Origin of the sequence: Kluyvera genomosp. 2 (assembly GCF_036759865.1) — a bacterium.
Taxonomy (GTDB): Bacteria; Pseudomonadota; Gammaproteobacteria; order Enterobacterales; family Enterobacteriaceae; genus Kluyvera; species Kluyvera ascorbata_B.
On record NZ_JAPKIA010000019.1, the window covers coordinates 103,095 to 119,266 of the forward strand.

Sequence of the window (16,172 nt, forward strand, 5' to 3'; positions counted from 1 at the left end):
AGTATCAGCCACATTACGAGGAACGAGCCATGGCAAACCCGGAACACCTGGAAGAGCAGCGTGAAGAGACGCGTCTGATTATTGAAGAACTGCTGGAAGACGGCAGCGATCCTGACGCGCTGTACACCATCGAACACCACCTGTCCGCCGACGATTTTGAAACGCTGGAAAAGGCGGCGGTTGAAGCGTTCAAGCTGGGCTATGAAGTGACTGAACCGGAAGAGCTGGAAGTGGAAGAAGGCGACACCGTGATCTGCTGCGACATTCTCAGCGAATGTGCGCTGAACGCCGAGCTTATCGACGCGCAGGTTGAACAGCTGATGACCCTGGCCGAGAAGTTTGAGGTTGAGTATGACGGTTGGGGTACCTACTACGAAGATCCTAACGGCGAAGAAGGCGACGACGACGAAGATGAGGTCGACGAAGACGACGATGGTGTGCGTCACTAAGCATCATTCACCTGCGGCAGCGCCTGCTGCCGCAGGGTCAAGGATAACCGATGGATTACCCGCAAATACTCTCTCCCGTTCTCAACTTTCTGCACTGCAAAACGCCGCAGGCGTGGCTCGATAAAGCCCGCGACCCGGCCAATCTTCCCCTGCTGCTGACCGACCACTTAGTTTGCGAGCTGAAAGCGGCGCAAACCGCGATGCTGCTGGTGCGTAAATATGTCGCCGACAAGGCGGGAGCTCAGGCGCTCCTTGACTGGCTGAAGCCGTATGAAGCCTTTGCGTTTCGCGAGGGTGAGGAGCCGGATTTTGCCGCGCTGAATCGGCAGATTAACAAAAGCGTGATGCCGCAAACCGACGATCCGTGGGGCCGCAGGCTTATCGATAGCATGGTGCTGCTGATCAAAGAGGAGTTGCACCACTTCTGGCAGGTGCGCGAGGCGATGCAGCATCGCAACATTCCCTACGTCAAAATCACCGCCAGCCGCTACGCGAAAGGCATGCTCAAAGAGGTTCGTACCCACGAGCCGTTGACGCTTATCGATAAGCTGATTTGTGGAGCCTATATCGAAGCCCGCTCCTGCGAGCGTTTCGCCGCGCTGGCACCGTACCTTGAAGCCGATTTACAGGCGTTTTATCTGTCGCTTCTGCGCTCTGAAGCGCGGCACTATCAGGACTATTTAGCGCTGGCGCAGCAAATTTCAGATAGCGATATCAGCGAACGGGTGCGCTTCTTTGGTGAAGTCGAAGCGGCGCTGATTTCCTCGCCGGATGACGAGTTTCGCTTCCACAGCGGTGTGCCGGTCTAGCCCTTTTTTGTCCCCCTTGATGCCGCTGAGGACGAAAAAGGGTGGCTGGAAAAAAACCTTCATTACCTTAATAATCAAAACGTAATAAAGGGGAGGAAATCCCCATAACGCTTGATTTAAATAAGGATGGTTTATGAACTGGGCACATGTATTGCTAGCGGGCTACATCGGTGCGGTCATCGCTATTGTCGTTGGCGTTTTCCGCAAAAAAGGCTGGGTAGGCAAGGTTTCCGGTGCGGTGATTTTTGTCGTCGCAATTATCGGCTGGAATCTGTTTGATGTGCACTACCTGATCCCGCGCGAAAGCCCGGACTATGGCCTGACGGAAACGCAGAAATTCGAAAAAGCGATGCTGTCGATGCCGGTCTATCAGGTGCTGAAGGAGCAAGAGCCCGCGCTGTGGACGAAGATCCTTAGCCAGTCGGCGCAAATGAAAGAAGCAGGGAAAAGCGAACAGCAAATTATCGATACCATCCAGCCGCAGATCCTTCAAATACAGATGGCGCGTTTACAGCAGGCGCCCGATGCCAACGTGATTGAATATATGAAGATTAACCTCGAACAGATTGCCGCGGTGGCGAAAGTGGGCGATGACGAATGTTTTCGTTTCCTCTTCCCTGCGGTGAAGGGGGGAATCAACCCGGTGCGGATCATTCCGCAAACGATCATGAGTCGACGCATGGAGAGCGATATGAGCATGATGCGCGCTGCCTATGGCCCGGAAAAACACACGGTCACCGCCGAGGAGAAGCAGCTCGCCCTCCAGGATCTGCAAACTATCACCCCGGAGCTGGTACAGCGCTATGGGCCGGATATTCAGATAATGGCCGACCCGAGTAAAGGCGTGGGGAATGAGAAAGCAGGTTGCGCAATGGTGCAGGATCTCTGGACGCAGGTGCTGAAGCTGCCAACGGCACGCGCGGCCGGCGTGATTCGTCTGGCGCTCTCCGCCGAGATGCAGTAAGCCCGATGGCCCCCTGCGACATCAGAGGGGCTTTAACATTTTCACTTCGCAGTCGACATGCCCGGTGCAGCCGAGCGGCTCGTCGATGTGCGCAAATCCCAGACGTTCGTACAGGCGTATCGCTTCGGTCAGAAACGCCGTGGTTTCCAGGTAGCATTGCTTAAAGCCCTGCTCGCGGGCGTGATCGAGCGCCATCAGCGCCAGCTTTTTCGCCAGCCCCTGACCGCGCACGCTCGGCAGGAAGTACATTTTTTGCAGTTCGCAAATTTCCGGTTCACTACAGCCTAACGGCGCCACGCCGCCGCCGCCCATCACCTGCCCATTTTGCTCGACGACCCAGTAGGCGGAGCCCGGCTGGCTGTAAACCTGAAACAGCTCGTCCAGATTCGGATCGGCCACCGTGTAGCCTTTATCGGCGGTCAGGCCGTATTCGGCGGAGACCTGGCGGATTACGCGGGCAATGGCGGCGTTGTCGTCGGCGGTAATGCGGCGCAGCGTCGCCGAGACAGGTGTCATAACACTCATAGCGAACTCATAGCAAAAAGGTGAAACATATGCAGTTAATAACACTGCGGGGCGGGGGAGTGCAAGCGAGGATAATTCAAGAAAAAGCCTCTGAGCGGGTGCATCAGAGGCTTTATCGGGTTCATGAGCCGTCGGTTTTGTCGGATGCGCTACGCTTATCCGACCTACGTTGACGGTGCCCACAGGCCGGATAAGCGTAGCGCCATCCGGCAAACGTACGGGCACGATTTTTACAGCGCGGCGATAACGGCCTGCTGCTCAATCAGCTTCGCTTTGGCTTCGGCGTAACCGTCCAGCTTCTCACGCTCTTTGGCGATCACCGCTTCCGGTGCGCGGGCAACGAAACCTTCGTTGGACAGTTTGCCTTCGATACGGGCAATCTCACCTTCGATTTTCGCCACTTCTTTCGCCAGACGCGCCAGCTCATCTTCTTTGTTGATGAGGCCCGCCATCGGGATCAGCAGCTCGGCGCCGTCGATGATTTTGGTCACGGAGACCGGACCTTTGTCATCGGCAGGCAGCACGGTGATGCTTTCCAGACGCGCCAGGTTCAGCAGGAAGCTCTTGTTGTCGTTCACGCGACGCATTGCGTCAGCGCTGCAACCACGCAGCAGCAGCTCCAGCTGTTTGCCCGGGGCAATGTTCATTTCCGCGCGGATGTTACGTACGGCAACAATCGCCTGCTTCAGCCATTCGGTATCGGCCAGCGCCGCTTCGTCTACCTGAGCAGCGTTATATTCCGGGAACGGCTGCAGCATGATGGTATCTGCGGTGTTGCCACAAATCACTTTCACGCGCTGCCAGATGGTTTCGGTAATGAATGGAATGATCGGGTGCGCCAGGCGCAGCAGGCCTTCCAGCACGGTCACCAGCGTATTGCGGGTGCCGCGCAGTTCAGACTCGGAACCACCGGTCATTACCGGCTTGGTCAGCTCCAGATACCAGTCGCAGAACTGGTTCCAGGTGAACTCGTACAGAATGCCCGCGGCGATATCGAAGCGGAAGTTATCCAGCGCTTCGCGGTACGCTTTGATGGTCTGGTTGAATTCAGCGAGGATCCAGCGGTCTGCCAGAGACAGGGTCATTTCGCCGCCGTTGAAACCGCAATCCTGATCTTCGGTGTTCATCAGCACGAAGCGGCTGGCGTTCCACAGCTTGTTACAGAAGTTACGGTAACCTTCCAGACGCTTCATATCCCAGTTGATGTCGCGGCCAGTAGAGGCCAGCGCCGCCAGGGTGAAACGCAGGGCGTCGGTGCCGTGCGGCTCGATGCCGTTCGGGAACTGCTTCTCGGTACGTTTGGCGATCTTCTCGGCCAGCTGCGGCTGCATCATGTTACCGGTGCGTTTTTCCAGCAGCTCCGGCAGTGAGATACCGTCGACCATATCCAGCGGGTCGATAACGTTGCCCTTGGATTTGGACATCTTCTGGCCTTCGTCGTCGCGAATCAGACCGGTCATGTAGACGGTATGGAACGGAACCTGCGGCTTGCCGTTTTCATCTTTGATGAAGTGCATGGTCATCATGATCATGCGGGCAATCCAGAAGAAGATAATGTCGAAGCCGGAGACCATCACGCTGGTTGGGTGGAACTGACGCAGCGCGTCGGTATTTTCCGGCCAGCCGAGGGTAGAGAAGGTCCACAGCGCGGAGGAGAACCAGGTATCCAGAACGTCTTCGTCCTGACGCAGCGCAACGTCGGCGCCGAGGTTGTTTTCCTGACGCACTTCGTCTTCGGTACGGCCAACATAGACGTTGCCCGCTTCGTCGTACCATGCCGGGATACGGTGACCCCACCACAGCTGACGGGAGATACACCAGTCCTGAATATCGCGCATCCAGGAGAAGTACATGTTTTCGTACTGCTTCGGTACGAACTGAATGTCGCCGTTCTCAACCGCTTCAACCGCCGGTTTCGCCAGTACGTCAGCACGGACGTACCACTGGTCGGTCAGCATTGGCTCGATAACCACGCCGCCACGGTCGCCGTAAGGCACGGTCAGATCGTGAGGTTTGATCTCTTCCAGCAGGCCCATCGCATCGATGGCAGCGACGATCGCTTTACGCGCGGCAAAGCGTTCCAGCTTCTGGAATTCAGTCGGGATAGCGTTGGAGTAAACGTCAGACTCTTCGCCTTTGGTGTCATACACTTCCGCGGTTTCGCGGATGTCGCCATCAAAGGTCAGGATGTTGATCATTGGCAGGGCGTGACGACGACCGACTTCATAGTCGTTAAAGTCGTGCGCAGGGGTGATCTTCACGCAGCCGGTGCCTTTTTCCATATCGGCATGTTCGTCGCCGACGATCGGAATACGGCGGTCAACCAGCGGCAGAATAACGAATTTGCCGATCAGATCTTTATAGCGCGGATCTTCCGGGTTCACGGCCACGCCGGTGTCGCCCAGAATGGTTTCCGGACGGGTGGTCGCCACGACCAGGTAATCTTTACCGTCTGCGGTTTTCGCGCCGTCGGCCAGCGGATAGCGGATGTGCCACATTGAGCCTTTAGACTCGCGGTTTTCCACTTCCAGGTCAGAGATGGCGGTGCGCAGTTTCGGGTCCCAGTTGACCAGGCGCTTGCCACGGTAAATCAGATCTTCTTTGTACAGGCGAACGAAGACTTCTTTCACGGCATTGGAAAGACCTTCGTCCATGGTGAAGCGCTCGCGCTCCCAGTCAACGGAGTTGCCGAGACGGCGCATCTGACGGGTAATGGTGCCGCCGGATTCCGCTTTCCACTGCCAGATTTTGTCGATAAATGCTTCGCGACCATAGTCGTGACGGGTTTTACCTTCTTCAGCGGCAATCTTACGCTCAACCACCATCTGGGTAGCAATACCCGCGTGGTCGGTACCAGCCTGCCACAGGGTGTTTTTACCCTGCATGCGCTGGTAGCGAATCATGGTATCCATGATGGTTTGCTGGAAAGCATGACCCATATGCAAACTGCCGGTGACGTTCGGCGGCGGGATCATGATGCAGAAGGACTCTTTGCTTTCGTCGCCGTTAGGCTTGAAATAGCCCTGCTTTTCCCAGTGCTCGTAAAGCGGCTGTTCGATATCTTGTGGGTTATATGTCTTTTCCATTATTTCCAGGTTGCCGTATTCAGGTTAAAACCAGCCACGCGGTAGGCTTTGTAGCGATCGCGGGCGAGTTGTTTCAGAGTTTCTTCGTAAGGGACGAAGTCTACCACTTCTGTGAAAGCGGTGGCAAAATCTGCAAAGTTTACCCGCAGACTGATCAGTATATCCCGTGGGCTGCTGTTGCGCTTGGCAGGCCACGCAATCTCGACCGGCGCACCGCCGCGCGGGCCTTCGCCAGCCAGGTTATGCGGTACAAAGCTCTCGGGCGGCCTGCTCCACAGCGCTTCATCCAGGCGAATGGCCTGCTGCTCGTCTTCGCAGGCGATCAGCACGCGCTTGCCGGCGCGCCAACGTTCTGCGGCAATTTCACACACCAGTTGCTCGACGGCGCTGAGCTCGTCGACGGTGGGGTCGTTGTCCAGAAGATAGAACGTTGCATTCTTCATATATGGGGCTTCTTGTGATGGATTTAAATGCAGCGCCCGGCGGACCGGGCCTGCGATTTATTGCCGTATGTAGGCCGGATAAGGCGTAAACGCCGCCATCCGGCGATTGTGCGTCAGTGCCTGATGGCGCTGCGCTTATCAGGCCTACATGTTGCAGGCTTGAAGCGTATTACTCTTCGCCGTTAAAGCCAGCGCGATTGAGCAGGAACTGCGACAGCAGCGCCACCGGACGACCGGTAGCGCCTTTGGCTTTCCCGGAGCGCCATGCGGTACCGGCGATGTCCAGGTGCGCCCAGTTGTACTTACGGGTAAAGCGCGCCAGGAAGCAGCCCGCGGTGATCGCACCGCCAGGACGGCCGCCGATGTTGGCCATATCCGCGAAGTTAGACTCCAGCTGCTCCTGATACTCATCGCCCAGCGGCAGACGCCACGCGCGGTCGCCAGACTGCTCGGACGCGCCGATCAGCTCATGCGCCAGCGGGTTGTGGTTCGACATCAGGCCGGTGATGTGATGGCCCAGCGCAATCACGCAGGCACCGGTCAGGGTCGCGACGTCAATCACCGCCTCCGGCTCAAAGCGTTCGACGTAGGTTAACACGTCGCACAGTACCAGACGGCCTTCGGCGTCGGTATTGAGTACTTCAACGGTCTGGCCGGACATGGTGGTCAGCACATCGCCCGGGCGATACGCGCGCCCGCCCGGCATGTTCTCACAGCCTGCCAGTACGCCGATGACGTTAATCGGTAGCTGAAGTTCAGCAACCATGCGCATCACGCCGTACACCGCCGCCGCGCCGCACATGTCGTATTTCATTTCGTCCATGCCTTCGGACGGCTTAATAGAGATGCCGCCGGAGTCGAAGGTCAGACCCTTGCCGACCAGCACAATCGGACGAACGTCTTCGGACTCGACGCCTTTATACTCGATGACCGACATCAGCGATTCGTTTTGTGAACCGTTGCCGACCGCGAGGTAGGAGTGCATGCCCAGCTCTTTCATCTGCTGTTCGCCGATCACGCGGGTGATGACGTTTTTGCTGTAGCTGTCTGCCAGCTGGCGCGCCTGAGAGGCCAGGTAGGCCGCGTTACAGATGTTTGGCGGCATGTTGCCAAGATCTTTGGCGGCTTTAATACCGGCAGCAATCGCCAGTCCGTGCTGAATGGCGCGCTCGCCGCTGGTCAGTTCACGGCGGGTTGGTACGTTGAAGACCATTTTACGCAGCGGACGACGCGGCTCGCTTTTGTTGGTTTTAAGCTGGTCAAAGCTGTACAGCGTCTCTTTGGCTGTTTCAACCGCCTGGCGTACTTTCCAGTAGTTATTGCGACCCTTAACGTGCAGTTCGGTCAGGAAGCAGACGGCCTCCATGGAACCTGTGTCATTCAGCGTGTTGATCGTTTTCTGAATGACCTGCTTGTACTGGCGTTCGTCAAGCTCGCGCTCTTTGCCGCAGCCGATCAGCAGGATGCGCTCTGACAGTACGTTAGGTACGTGGTGCAGCAATAAGGTCTGCCCCGGTTTGCCTTCCAGTTCGCCGCGACGCAGCAGCGCGCTGATGTAGCCGTCGCTGATTTTATCGAGCTGTTCGGCGATGGGAGAGAGCCGACGTGGTTCGAATACGCCCACGACGATACAGGCACTCCGCTGTTTCTCCGGGCTACCACTTTTTACACTGAACTCCATGCACTACGCTCCTGAATCTTAAAGACAACGGCGGTGGCTACGGATAGAATTGCAAGCTTACGTAACTCATTTCCGCTGTTGCGGTGACTTCGTGTTAATCTTAACGTTATTACGGTGTTGGCACGTCAGAACAGGTCCTGAAACGTGAAACCGCTGAGTCATTTAATCTTAGCGATGTTTTCGACGACTCAAGAGAATAAATGACGTTTAAGCCATGAAACAAGCTATTTTCCTGCAATAAGACGGGTTTTTACGGGCGTATTTATAGTGATAATCATACGATATCTGGTGCGGGAGACGCTAAAAAGCCAGCTTGCCATCCTCTTCATCCTGCTTTTGATCTTCTTTTGTCAAAAACTGGTGAGGATCCTTGGCGCTGCGGTTGATGGCGATATCCCGACAAACCTGGTCCTCTCTTTGCTGGGGCTCGGCGTACCCGAAATGGCACAGCTTATCTTACCGCTGAGCCTGTTCCTCGGTCTATTGATGACGCTGGGAAAACTGTATACCGAAAGTGAAATTACGGTGATGCACGCCTGCGGCCTGAGTAAAGCCGTGCTGGTGAAAGCAGCGATGGTGCTGGCGCTGTTTACCGGCATCGTTGCGGCGGTCAACGTGATGTGGCTGGGGCCGTGGTCCTCTCGCCATCAAGATGAAGTGCTGGCGGAGGCCAAGGCCAACCCCGGCATGGCGGCGCTGGCGCAGGGCCAGTTCCAGCAGTCCACCGACGGCAACGCGGTGTTATTTATTGAAGGCGTGAATGGTGCTAAGTTCCACGACGTCTTCCTGGCGCAGCTGCGGCCAAAAGGTAGCGCGCGCCCTTCGGTCGTTGTCGCCGACTCCGGCCAGCTTTCTCAGCATAAGGACGGCTCTCAGGTTGTCACCCTTAACCAGGGGACGCGCTTCGAAGGGACCGCGATGCTGCGCGACTTCCGCATTACTGATTTTAAAAACTATCAGGCGATTGTTGGCCATCAGGCGGTAGCGGCTGACCCGACCGATACCGAACAGATGAACATGCGTACGCTATGGAACACCGATACCGATCGCGCTCGTGCGGAGCTGCACTGGCGCATTACGCTGGTACTGACGGTGTTTATTATGGCGCTGATGGTGGTACCGCTGAGCGTGGTGAACCCGCGCCAGGGGCGCGTACTGTCAATGCTGCCGGCAATGCTGCTGTATCTGGTGTTCTTCCTGCTGCAGACTTCGCTGAAGTCGAATGCCGGTAAAGGCAAGCTCGATCCCGCCGTGTGGATGTGGACGGTGAACCTGCTGTACATCGCGGTTGCCGTCGCGCTCAACCTGTGGGACACCGTACCGATGCGCCGTCTCCGCGCCCGCCTGACCAATAAAGGAGCGGTATAATGCAGCCATTTGGTGTACTTGACCGCTATATCGGTAAAACTATCTTCACCACTATCATGATGACGCTGTTCATGCTGGTGTCGCTGTCCGGCATCATTAAGTTTGTCGACCAGCTGAAGAAAGCCGGGCAGGGGAGCTATGACGCGCTGGGCGCGGGTATCTATACCCTCCTCAGCGTGCCGAAAGACGTGCAGATCTTCTTCCCGATGGCGGCGCTGCTTGGCGCGCTGTTGGGCCTGGGCATGCTGGCCCAGCGCAGTGAACTGGTGGTGATGCAGGCGTCGGGCTTTACCCGTATGCAGGTGGCGCTGTCGGTAATGAAAACCGCGATTCCGCTGGTGCTGCTGACCATGGCAATGGGTGAGTGGGTGGCGCCGCAGGGCGAGCAGATGGCGCGTAACTATCGTGCTCAGCAGATGTACGGTGGCTCACTGCTTTCCACCCAGCAGGGCATGTGGGCCAAAGATGGCCACAACTTCGTCTATATTGAGCGGGTAAAGGGTAACGATGAGCTGGGCGGCGTGAGCATCTACAGCTTTAACAACGAGCGTCGTTTACAGTCCGTGCGCTATGCGGCCAGCGCGAAGTTTGATAACGAACAGAAGGTATGGCGGCTGTCGCAGGTGGATGAATCGAACCTGACCGACCCGAAACAGATCACCGGCTCACAGACGGTGAGCGGGACCTGGAAAACCACCCTGACGCCGGACAAACTCGGCGTGGTCGCGCTGGACCCGGATGCGCTGTCGATTAGCGGCCTGCACAACTACGTGAAGTATCTGCATGCCAGCGGCCAGGATGCCGGTCGTTACCAGTTGAATATGTGGAGCAAGGTCTTCCAGCCGCTGTCGGTGGCGGTGATGATGCTGATGGCGCTGTCGTTTATCTTCGGCCCGCTGCGCAGCGTACCGATGGGCGTGCGGGTGGTGACCGGCATCAGCTTTGGCTTCGTATTCTATGTGCTTGACCAGATCTTCGGCCCGCTGACGCTGGTGTACGGCATCCCGCCGATTATCGGCGCGCTGCTGCCAAGCGCCAGCTTCTTCCTGATAAGCCTCTGGCTGATGATGCGAAAAGCGTAACGCCACTGATAACCCGGCCAAGCGAAAGCGACGCCGGGTTTTTTGTGCCTGTTATTTGATGGTATTGGGTGCTGTAGCCCGAGCTGGCCGCCGGATGGTACAGAAGGGCGTAGGCCGGATAAGGCGTTTACGCCGCCATCCGGCAAACCGGCGATGAAGAACTAACGCCGCCGCCCGCCCAGCAGGCTACCCAACATCCCACGCACAATCTGGTTCGTCACCTGGCGCACGGCGCTTTTCGCTGCCGTTTGCACCAGCCCATCGTGCTTGCCGCCGCGCGGCCCGGTGGTGCCAAAGAAGATATCCTTCAGGCCGCCCAGCAGGCCGTCATCGGCACTTTGCTGCTGGCCCTTCGCCGGTGGCGCGTCCGCCTGTCCCGCGCTGTTCTGTACACCTTTTTGCAGCATTTCGAACGCGGATTCGCGGTCGACTTCATCCTCATACTTGCCGTACAGCGGCGAGTTGTTGATTAGCCCGTTACGCTCATCGTCGGTCACTGGCCCCATGCGCGAACACGGCGCAATCACCATGGCTCGCTCAACCACCGACGGGCTGCCTTTTTCATCGAGGAAGGAGATCAGCGCTTCACCGGTACCCAGCTCCTGTATCGCCTGTTCGGTGCTGAACGCCGGGTTGGCGCGCATTGTCTGGGCGGCGGTTTTCACCGCTTTCTGATCCTTCGGCGTGAAGGCGCGCAGGGCGTGCTGCACGCGGTTACCTAACTGGCCGAGCACCGCATCGGGGATATCCGACGGGTTCTGCGAGACAAAATAGACGCCGACGCCCTTGGAGCGGATCAGGCGGATAACCTGCTCGATTTTATCCAGCAACACCTGCGGCGCATCGTTAAACAGCAGGTGCGCTTCGTCGAAGAAGAACACCAGCTTGGGTTTTTCGAGATCACCGGCTTCCGGCAGTTGCTCATACAGTTCAGAGAGCATCCACAGCAGGCTGGCGGCGTAGAGCTTCGGCATTTGGTAGAGCTTTTCAGCGCTGAGGATATTGATGATGCCTTTACCGTTACTGTCGACGCGCATCCAGTCTTTAATATCGAGCATCGGCTCGCCGAAGAAGTGCTCGGCCCCCTGTTGCTCAAGCGTCAGTAGCCCGCGCTGGATCGCTCCGACGGAAGCAGTGCTGATGTTGCCGTACTGGTTCTGGAAGGATTTCGCGTTATCGCCGATGTACTGGGTGATGGCGCGCAGGTCTTTGAAGTCCAGCAGCAACAGGCCCTGGTCGTCGGCGATGCGGAAGATGATATTCAGCACCCCGGACTGCACCTCGTTAAGGTTCAGCAGGCGCGCGAGCAGCAGCGGACCAAGGTCTGAGACGGTCGCGCGCACCGGATGGCCTTTTTCACCGAAGATATCCCACACCACCACCGGATTGGCGTGCGGTTCCCAGTCGGTGACACCGATGTTGTTCAGGCGTGCCATCAGCTTCTCCGACGCCAGGCCTTCTTTGGCGATGCCGGTCAGATCGCCCTTTACGTCGGCCATAAATACCGGTACGCCAATCTCTGAGAATGACTCCGCCAGTTTTTGCAGGGTGACGGTTTTCCCCGTGCCGGTAGCGCCGGTAATCAGCCCGTGACGGTTGGCCATATTGGGCAGCAAAACAAGCTGCGTGTCCTGGGTGCGTGCAATCAGCAGCGGTGCGCTCATGATAAATCCTCCATTTATTCTGCGTCGAGTATAGGCAAAACAAAGGCATTGCGGCGCGGTAAATTGTCTGTTTTGCGGTAAGGGGGAGTGGTGCAGAGAACCGGCGGCAGAACGCCGCCGGTGGCATATCAGAAGTCGGCTTTCAGCACCACGCGGTAACGGGCTTTACCGTCGCGCACGTGCTGGATGGCGTCGTTAATTTTCGACATCGGGAACAGTTCGGTAATAGGCGCCACCTTGCTGCGGCCGGCAAACTTCATCAGCTTGCGCAGCTCGAACGGGTTACCCGTTGCCGAACCGGAGACGCTGCGGTCGCCGCCAATCAGGGTAAACGCCGGCACCGGCAGCGGCGTGAGCACTGCGCCCACGGTGTGGAAGTTGCCGCCCGAGGCCAGCGCTTCGAAGTACGGCTGCCAGTTCAGGTCGACGTTGACGGTGTTGATGATCAGATCGAACTGACCCGCCAACTCTTTGAGCGCTTCCGGCGAACGGCTATTAACCACGTGGTCTGCGCCCATCGCCCGCACTTCCTGTTCTTTTGATGGATTCGAGCTAAAGGCAGTCACCTCGGCACCCATCGCGCGCAGCAGCTTAATGGCGATATGCCCCAGACCACCGATCCCAATCACCCCCACGCGGCTGGTGGCGGTGACATGATGCATCAGCAGCGGTTTAAATACCGTAATCCCGCCGCACAGCATCGGGCCTGCGGTTTCGATATCAATGTTGTCCGGCAGTGGAATCACCCACTGCCAGTCAGCGCGCAGCTTATCGGCAAAGCCGCCGTGGTTGATGATGGTCGGCACCGAGCCTTCGGTACAGTTAATCTGGTTGCCATCGATACAGGCATCGCAGTGGCCACAGCTGCGCGCCGTCCAGCCAATGCCCACGCGCTGGCCAATTTTCAGCCCTTTATTCTGCGCGGCGCTGCCCAGCGCTACCACATGACCAATCACCTCGTGACCGGCAACCAGCGGATATTGAGAGAACCCCCATTCGTTGTCGATCATCGACAGGTCCGAGTGGCAGATCCCGCAGTAATCCACTTTCACCTCAACGTCTTCCGGCAGCAGCTCCCCGGCATCGTATTCCCAGACTTCCAGTTCCCCACCGGCGTTTTTCGCGGCGTAGCTTTTTATTATGGACATCGTGCTTCTCTCAGTTTGGTGTTGAACTGAGAGTGTAGAGCATGGGGAGGGGAAGTGCTTGGCGGAAGGGGGGATTAAGGCAATAGTGAACGTGACTTCGTTGTGTTGTTTTTTTCGACACTTAGCGACATTAGCGTACGCTGGCGCTTGCATGGTGGCGCGTGGCAGGTATAATCCTCAACGTTTTCCGCATACCTTTCCGTGCCGGAGTGGCGAAATCGGTAGACGCAGTTGATTCAAAATCAACCGTAGAAATACGTGCCGGTTCGAGTCCGGCCTTCGGCACCATCGGAACATCAATAGACGTCAACGGACGTCTTTTTTTGTGTCTGAAATCCAGTATCCGCAAGGCTTTCCTCGCTTTTTCACTCAACCTAAGTCAACCTGATTCAATCTACATCAACTTACTGATGCGGGTACAACTGCGGGTATATCACGGTTCGATAATGTTTGTACCCACACAGAACCCTTGAAAGGATACTCATCATGGCTCTGAGTGATGTGAAGGTTCGTTCGGCTAAGCCTGAAGCAAAAGCCTATAAACTTACTGACGGCGACGGTATGGTTTTGCTGGTTCACCCTAATGGCTCAAAATACTGGCGGCTGCGTTATCGTTTTGGCGGTAAAGAAAAGATGCTGGCTTTAGGGAAATACCCCGAAGTCTCGCTGGCGGATGCCAGGGCACGCAAGGATGAAGCCCGTAAACTATTAGCTAATGGCATCGATCCCAGTGAGAACAAGAAAGCTGTTAAGGTAGAACAGGAACAAGAGGCGATAACGTTTGAAGTAGTCGCCAGAGACTGGCACGCCAGCAATCAGAAGTGGTCGGCATCGCATAGCGCTCGTGTTTTGAAAAGTCTGGAGGATAATCTCTTTACTGCTATCGGTAAGCGGAACATTGCGGAACTGAAGACGCGGGATCTTCTTGTACCCATTAAAGCAGTCGAGTCATCCGGGCGGCTCGAAGTTGCCGCCCGTTTACAGCAGCGTACTACCGCGATTATGCGATTTGCCGTTCAGAGCGGCTTAATCGACTACAACCCCGCACAAGAGATTGCAGGTGCGGTTGCTACGGCGAAAAGACAGCACCGTGCAGCTCTTGAACTGAACCGTATACCTGAATTACTTCATCGCATAGATCACTATTCTGGCAGACCGTTAACTCGACTGGCGGTTGAACTCACTTTATTGGTTTTCATCCGTTCGAGCGAGCTACGTTTTGCTCGCTGGACAGAAGTGGATTTTGAAACGGCTATGTGGACGATTCCCGGAGAGCGTGAACCGCTGGAAGGTGTTAAGCATTCTCAGCGTGGTTCAAAGATGCGGACACCTCATCTTGTTCCCTTATCGCGTCAGGCCTTAGCTATTCTGGAAAAGATCAAAAGTATGAATGGAAACCGAGAGCTGATCTTCGTTGGCGATCACGATCCCCGTAAGCCGATGAGTGAGAATACGGTTAACAAGGCTTTGCGAGTGATGGGGTATGACACGAAAACGGAAATTTGTGGGCATGGATTCAGGACTATGGCGTGTAGTTCACTTATTGAATCAGGATTGTGGTCGAGGGATGCAGTGGAGAGGCAGATGAGCCATCAGGAGCGTAGCTCTGTTCGGGCAGCTTACATCCATAAGGCGGAGCATTTGGGAGAGAGGAGGCTGATGCTACAGTGGTGGGCGGATTATCTGGATGCCAATCGGGAGAGGGGGGTTAGTCCGTTTGACTTCGGGAAACAGTTTCTAAGATAAAAATAATTGTTAAATAGATGTGGATCATTTAACAATGCGGGCGGATCAGAATTCGCCATGAAGAAACGAAATAATTCTGGTACTAGAATTGCAAAACTCGTCTTTACTGGATCTCGTTGAACATTTTAGGGCGTGAAACGGACTTTACGCCCATGTAATTTTCGACTTTATAGCGAAGGTAAAATCTCAACACAAAGTCGTCGTTGCGCCTAGACTGTTTATTTGACAATTAATAAGTACTATTTTTAACCCTATTATCTATAAAGACAGGAATGAAAACTAATAAAGTACCCTGTCGTAAAACTATTTTTTCCTATTTGCTATTGTGATTTTTCTACAATAAGTGCGAGTTGAGCATTATGAGGCCATTCTCATGGCTACACCTAGAACTGCCATACACATACTACTCGCAAGTAAAGCAACAACTGAATAGGTATATTTATTATATTTAACAAACAGCCATATAAATCTCATTAATGAAAGTGAGGCAATTGAAATGGCAGAAATAAACATTAAAAAAACATATATGCCGGAAATAACCCATCCAGTTACCTCGTAAAATTCCTTCATTGTAAAAAGTAGGATGGACAAGTAAAACGCAGATAAAGCAAGGCCGATTAAAAAGTCATATAAATCAATATACGTGATGTTTTTATCCGATTTTGGTAGAGCGATAAATTTATTTAACCTTTCATTACCTACACGTGATAATAACCGACTTATAAGTGGGGAAAGAATTGCAAATATCATAATCAAGTGTATAAATAACAAAGCTAGCTTAACTCTATTATCAATTGATTGATTCTGTGGCCAACTAGATAATATTGAATAATCCATTTTTAATAGTAAAAAAAAGCATATAACTGAGGGGGTGCAATCTGACAATAAAACTTTCCGCATCCATTTAATCATTTACATTACTCCTCTATATCATTTTAAATAAAACAGTATTAACTAAACTTTTAATCTAATATTGTTTGACTATCATATGAACATGAAGCTAACTAAAATATACCCTAAGAGAAACAGCTCATTACCTCCTTAATTTGTTTCTGTAGGTTTGTGACGATCATGACGAACTGCACAATGATAAAAATATTTTTTTGAGCAATGTCAATTTCTGGATCTAAACTTCAGCTTGTACTTTTCAACGGCTTTGTTGAATAAATCGAACTTTTGCTGAGTTGAAGGATCAGATCACGTATCT

At 54.7% G+C, this 16,172-nt stretch carries 13 protein-coding genes and 1 tRNA gene; 7 read left to right on the forward strand and 7 right to left on the reverse strand.

Going from position 1 to position 16,172, the window contains the following annotated elements:
- The first annotated feature begins 29 nt into the window (after window positions 1-29).
- From rraB to V6942_RS19445, 3 genes are all read left to right on the forward strand, one after another.
- Complete coding sequence (gene rraB / locus V6942_RS19435) at window positions 30-449, forward strand: ribonuclease E inhibitor RraB (RefSeq protein ID WP_333501686.1); 420 nt, start codon at window positions 30-32, stop codon at window positions 447-449.
- Between the two features lie 50 nt (window positions 450-499).
- Window positions 500-1,258 (forward strand): tRNA isopentenyl-2-thiomethyl-A-37 hydroxylase MiaE, encoded by a 759-nt coding sequence (miaE, locus tag V6942_RS19440; protein ID WP_106927600.1) that lies wholly within the window; start codon window positions 500-502, stop codon window positions 1,256-1,258.
- Between the two features lie 133 nt (window positions 1,259-1,391).
- On the forward strand, window positions 1,392-2,222 hold the full coding sequence (locus V6942_RS19445) for a topoisomerase II (protein ID WP_106927602.1): 831 nt from the start codon (window positions 1,392-1,394) through the stop codon (window positions 2,220-2,222).
- Window positions 2,223-2,243: 21 nt separating this feature from the next.
- On the opposite strand, the gene V6942_RS19450 is transcribed toward V6942_RS19445, so the two are convergent.
- From V6942_RS19450 to pepA, 4 genes are all read right to left on the reverse strand, one after another.
- A complete protein-coding gene (locus V6942_RS19450) occupies window positions 2,244-2,747 on the reverse strand; it encodes a GNAT family N-acetyltransferase (protein WP_333501687.1) in 504 nt (167 codons plus the stop codon).
- A 230-nt stretch (window positions 2,748-2,977) separates the two neighbouring features.
- Window positions 2,978-5,833, reverse strand: coding sequence for a valine--tRNA ligase (locus tag V6942_RS19455; RefSeq protein ID WP_333501688.1), 2,856 nt, complete (start codon window positions 5,831-5,833; stop codon window positions 2,978-2,980).
- On the reverse strand, window positions 5,833-6,276 hold the full coding sequence (gene holC / locus V6942_RS19460) for a DNA polymerase III subunit chi (protein ID WP_333501689.1): 444 nt from the start codon (window positions 6,274-6,276) through the stop codon (window positions 5,833-5,835). Before holC ends, V6942_RS19455 begins: the two co-directional genes overlap by 1 nt.
- A gap of 169 nt (window positions 6,277-6,445) precedes the next feature.
- Complete coding sequence (gene pepA, locus V6942_RS19465; RefSeq protein ID WP_064546996.1) at window positions 6,446-7,957, reverse strand: leucyl aminopeptidase; 1,512 nt, start codon at window positions 7,955-7,957, stop codon at window positions 6,446-6,448.
- A gap of 267 nt (window positions 7,958-8,224) precedes the next feature.
- On the opposite strand from pepA, the gene lptF reads away from it, so the two are divergent.
- The gene (lptF, locus tag V6942_RS19470) at window positions 8,225-9,325 is read left to right on the forward strand and encodes an LPS export ABC transporter permease LptF (RefSeq protein WP_182929562.1); all 1,101 of its coding nucleotides are present in this window, start codon (window positions 8,225-8,227) and stop codon (window positions 9,323-9,325) included.
- Window positions 9,325-10,407, forward strand: coding sequence for an LPS export ABC transporter permease LptG (gene lptG / locus V6942_RS19475; RefSeq protein ID WP_106927612.1), 1,083 nt, complete (start codon window positions 9,325-9,327; stop codon window positions 10,405-10,407). The genes lptF and lptG overlap by 1 nt, the downstream gene beginning before the upstream one ends.
- Before the next feature lie 161 nt (window positions 10,408-10,568).
- Here lptG and V6942_RS19480 read toward each other — a convergent pair whose 3' ends face one another.
- Together V6942_RS19480 and ahr are read right to left on the reverse strand one after the other, a co-directional pair.
- Window positions 10,569-12,071, reverse strand: a complete 1,503-nt coding sequence (locus tag V6942_RS19480) for a helicase HerA-like C-terminal domain-containing protein (RefSeq protein WP_182929561.1) — start codon at window positions 12,069-12,071, stop codon at window positions 10,569-10,571.
- A gap of 128 nt (window positions 12,072-12,199) precedes the next feature.
- A complete protein-coding gene (gene ahr / locus V6942_RS19485; RefSeq protein ID WP_106927616.1) occupies window positions 12,200-13,219 on the reverse strand; it encodes an NADPH-dependent aldehyde reductase Ahr in 1,020 nt (339 codons plus the stop codon).
- Window positions 13,220-13,422: 203 nt separating this feature from the next.
- Between ahr and V6942_RS19490 the strand changes: the two genes are divergently transcribed.
- Both V6942_RS19490 and V6942_RS19495 read left to right on the forward strand, forming a co-directional pair.
- A tRNA-Leu gene (locus tag V6942_RS19490) sits at window positions 13,423-13,507 on the forward strand.
- Between the two features lie 198 nt (window positions 13,508-13,705).
- Entirely contained in the window at window positions 13,706-14,965 is a 1,260-nt protein-coding gene (locus V6942_RS19495; RefSeq protein WP_149335672.1) for a tyrosine-type recombinase/integrase, read from the forward strand.
- A gap of 357 nt (window positions 14,966-15,322) precedes the next feature.
- Here V6942_RS19495 and V6942_RS19500 read toward each other — a convergent pair whose 3' ends face one another.
- Window positions 15,323-15,877 (reverse strand): hypothetical protein, encoded by a 555-nt coding sequence (locus tag V6942_RS19500; protein ID WP_333501690.1) that lies wholly within the window; start codon window positions 15,875-15,877, stop codon window positions 15,323-15,325.
- Window positions 15,878-16,172: the final 295 nt, after the last annotated feature.

Bases quoted from the DNA above. Each gene is read 5' to 3' on its own strand.
- rraB (WP_333501686.1), top strand. From the start codon at position 30: ATGGCAAACCCGGAACACCTGGAAGAGCAGCGTGAAGAGACGCGTCTG.
- miaE (WP_106927600.1), top strand. From the start codon at position 500: ATGGATTACCCGCAAATACTCTCTCCCGTTCTCAACTTTCTGCACTGC.
- V6942_RS19445 (WP_106927602.1), top strand. From the start codon at position 1,392: ATGAACTGGGCACATGTATTGCTAGCGGGCTACATCGGTGCGGTCATC.
- V6942_RS19450 (WP_333501687.1), bottom strand. From the start codon at position 2,747: ATGAGTGTTATGACACCTGTCTCGGCGACGCTGCGCCGCATTACCGCC.
- V6942_RS19455 (WP_333501688.1), bottom strand. From the start codon at position 5,833: ATGGAAAAGACATATAACCCACAAGATATCGAACAGCCGCTTTACGAG.
- holC (WP_333501689.1), bottom strand. From the start codon at position 6,276: ATGAAGAATGCAACGTTCTATCTTCTGGACAACGACCCCACCGTCGAC.
- pepA (WP_064546996.1), bottom strand. From the start codon at position 7,957: ATGGAGTTCAGTGTAAAAAGTGGTAGCCCGGAGAAACAGCGGAGTGCC.
- lptG (WP_106927612.1), top strand. From the start codon at position 9,325: ATGCAGCCATTTGGTGTACTTGACCGCTATATCGGTAAAACTATCTTC.
- V6942_RS19480 (WP_182929561.1), bottom strand. From the start codon at position 12,071: ATGAGCGCACCGCTGCTGATTGCACGCACCCAGGACACGCAGCTTGTT.
- ahr (WP_106927616.1), bottom strand. From the start codon at position 13,219: ATGTCCATAATAAAAAGCTACGCCGCGAAAAACGCCGGTGGGGAACTG.
- V6942_RS19495 (WP_149335672.1), top strand. From the start codon at position 13,706: ATGGCTCTGAGTGATGTGAAGGTTCGTTCGGCTAAGCCTGAAGCAAAA.
- V6942_RS19500 (WP_333501690.1), bottom strand. From the start codon at position 15,877: ATGATTAAATGGATGCGGAAAGTTTTATTGTCAGATTGCACCCCCTCA.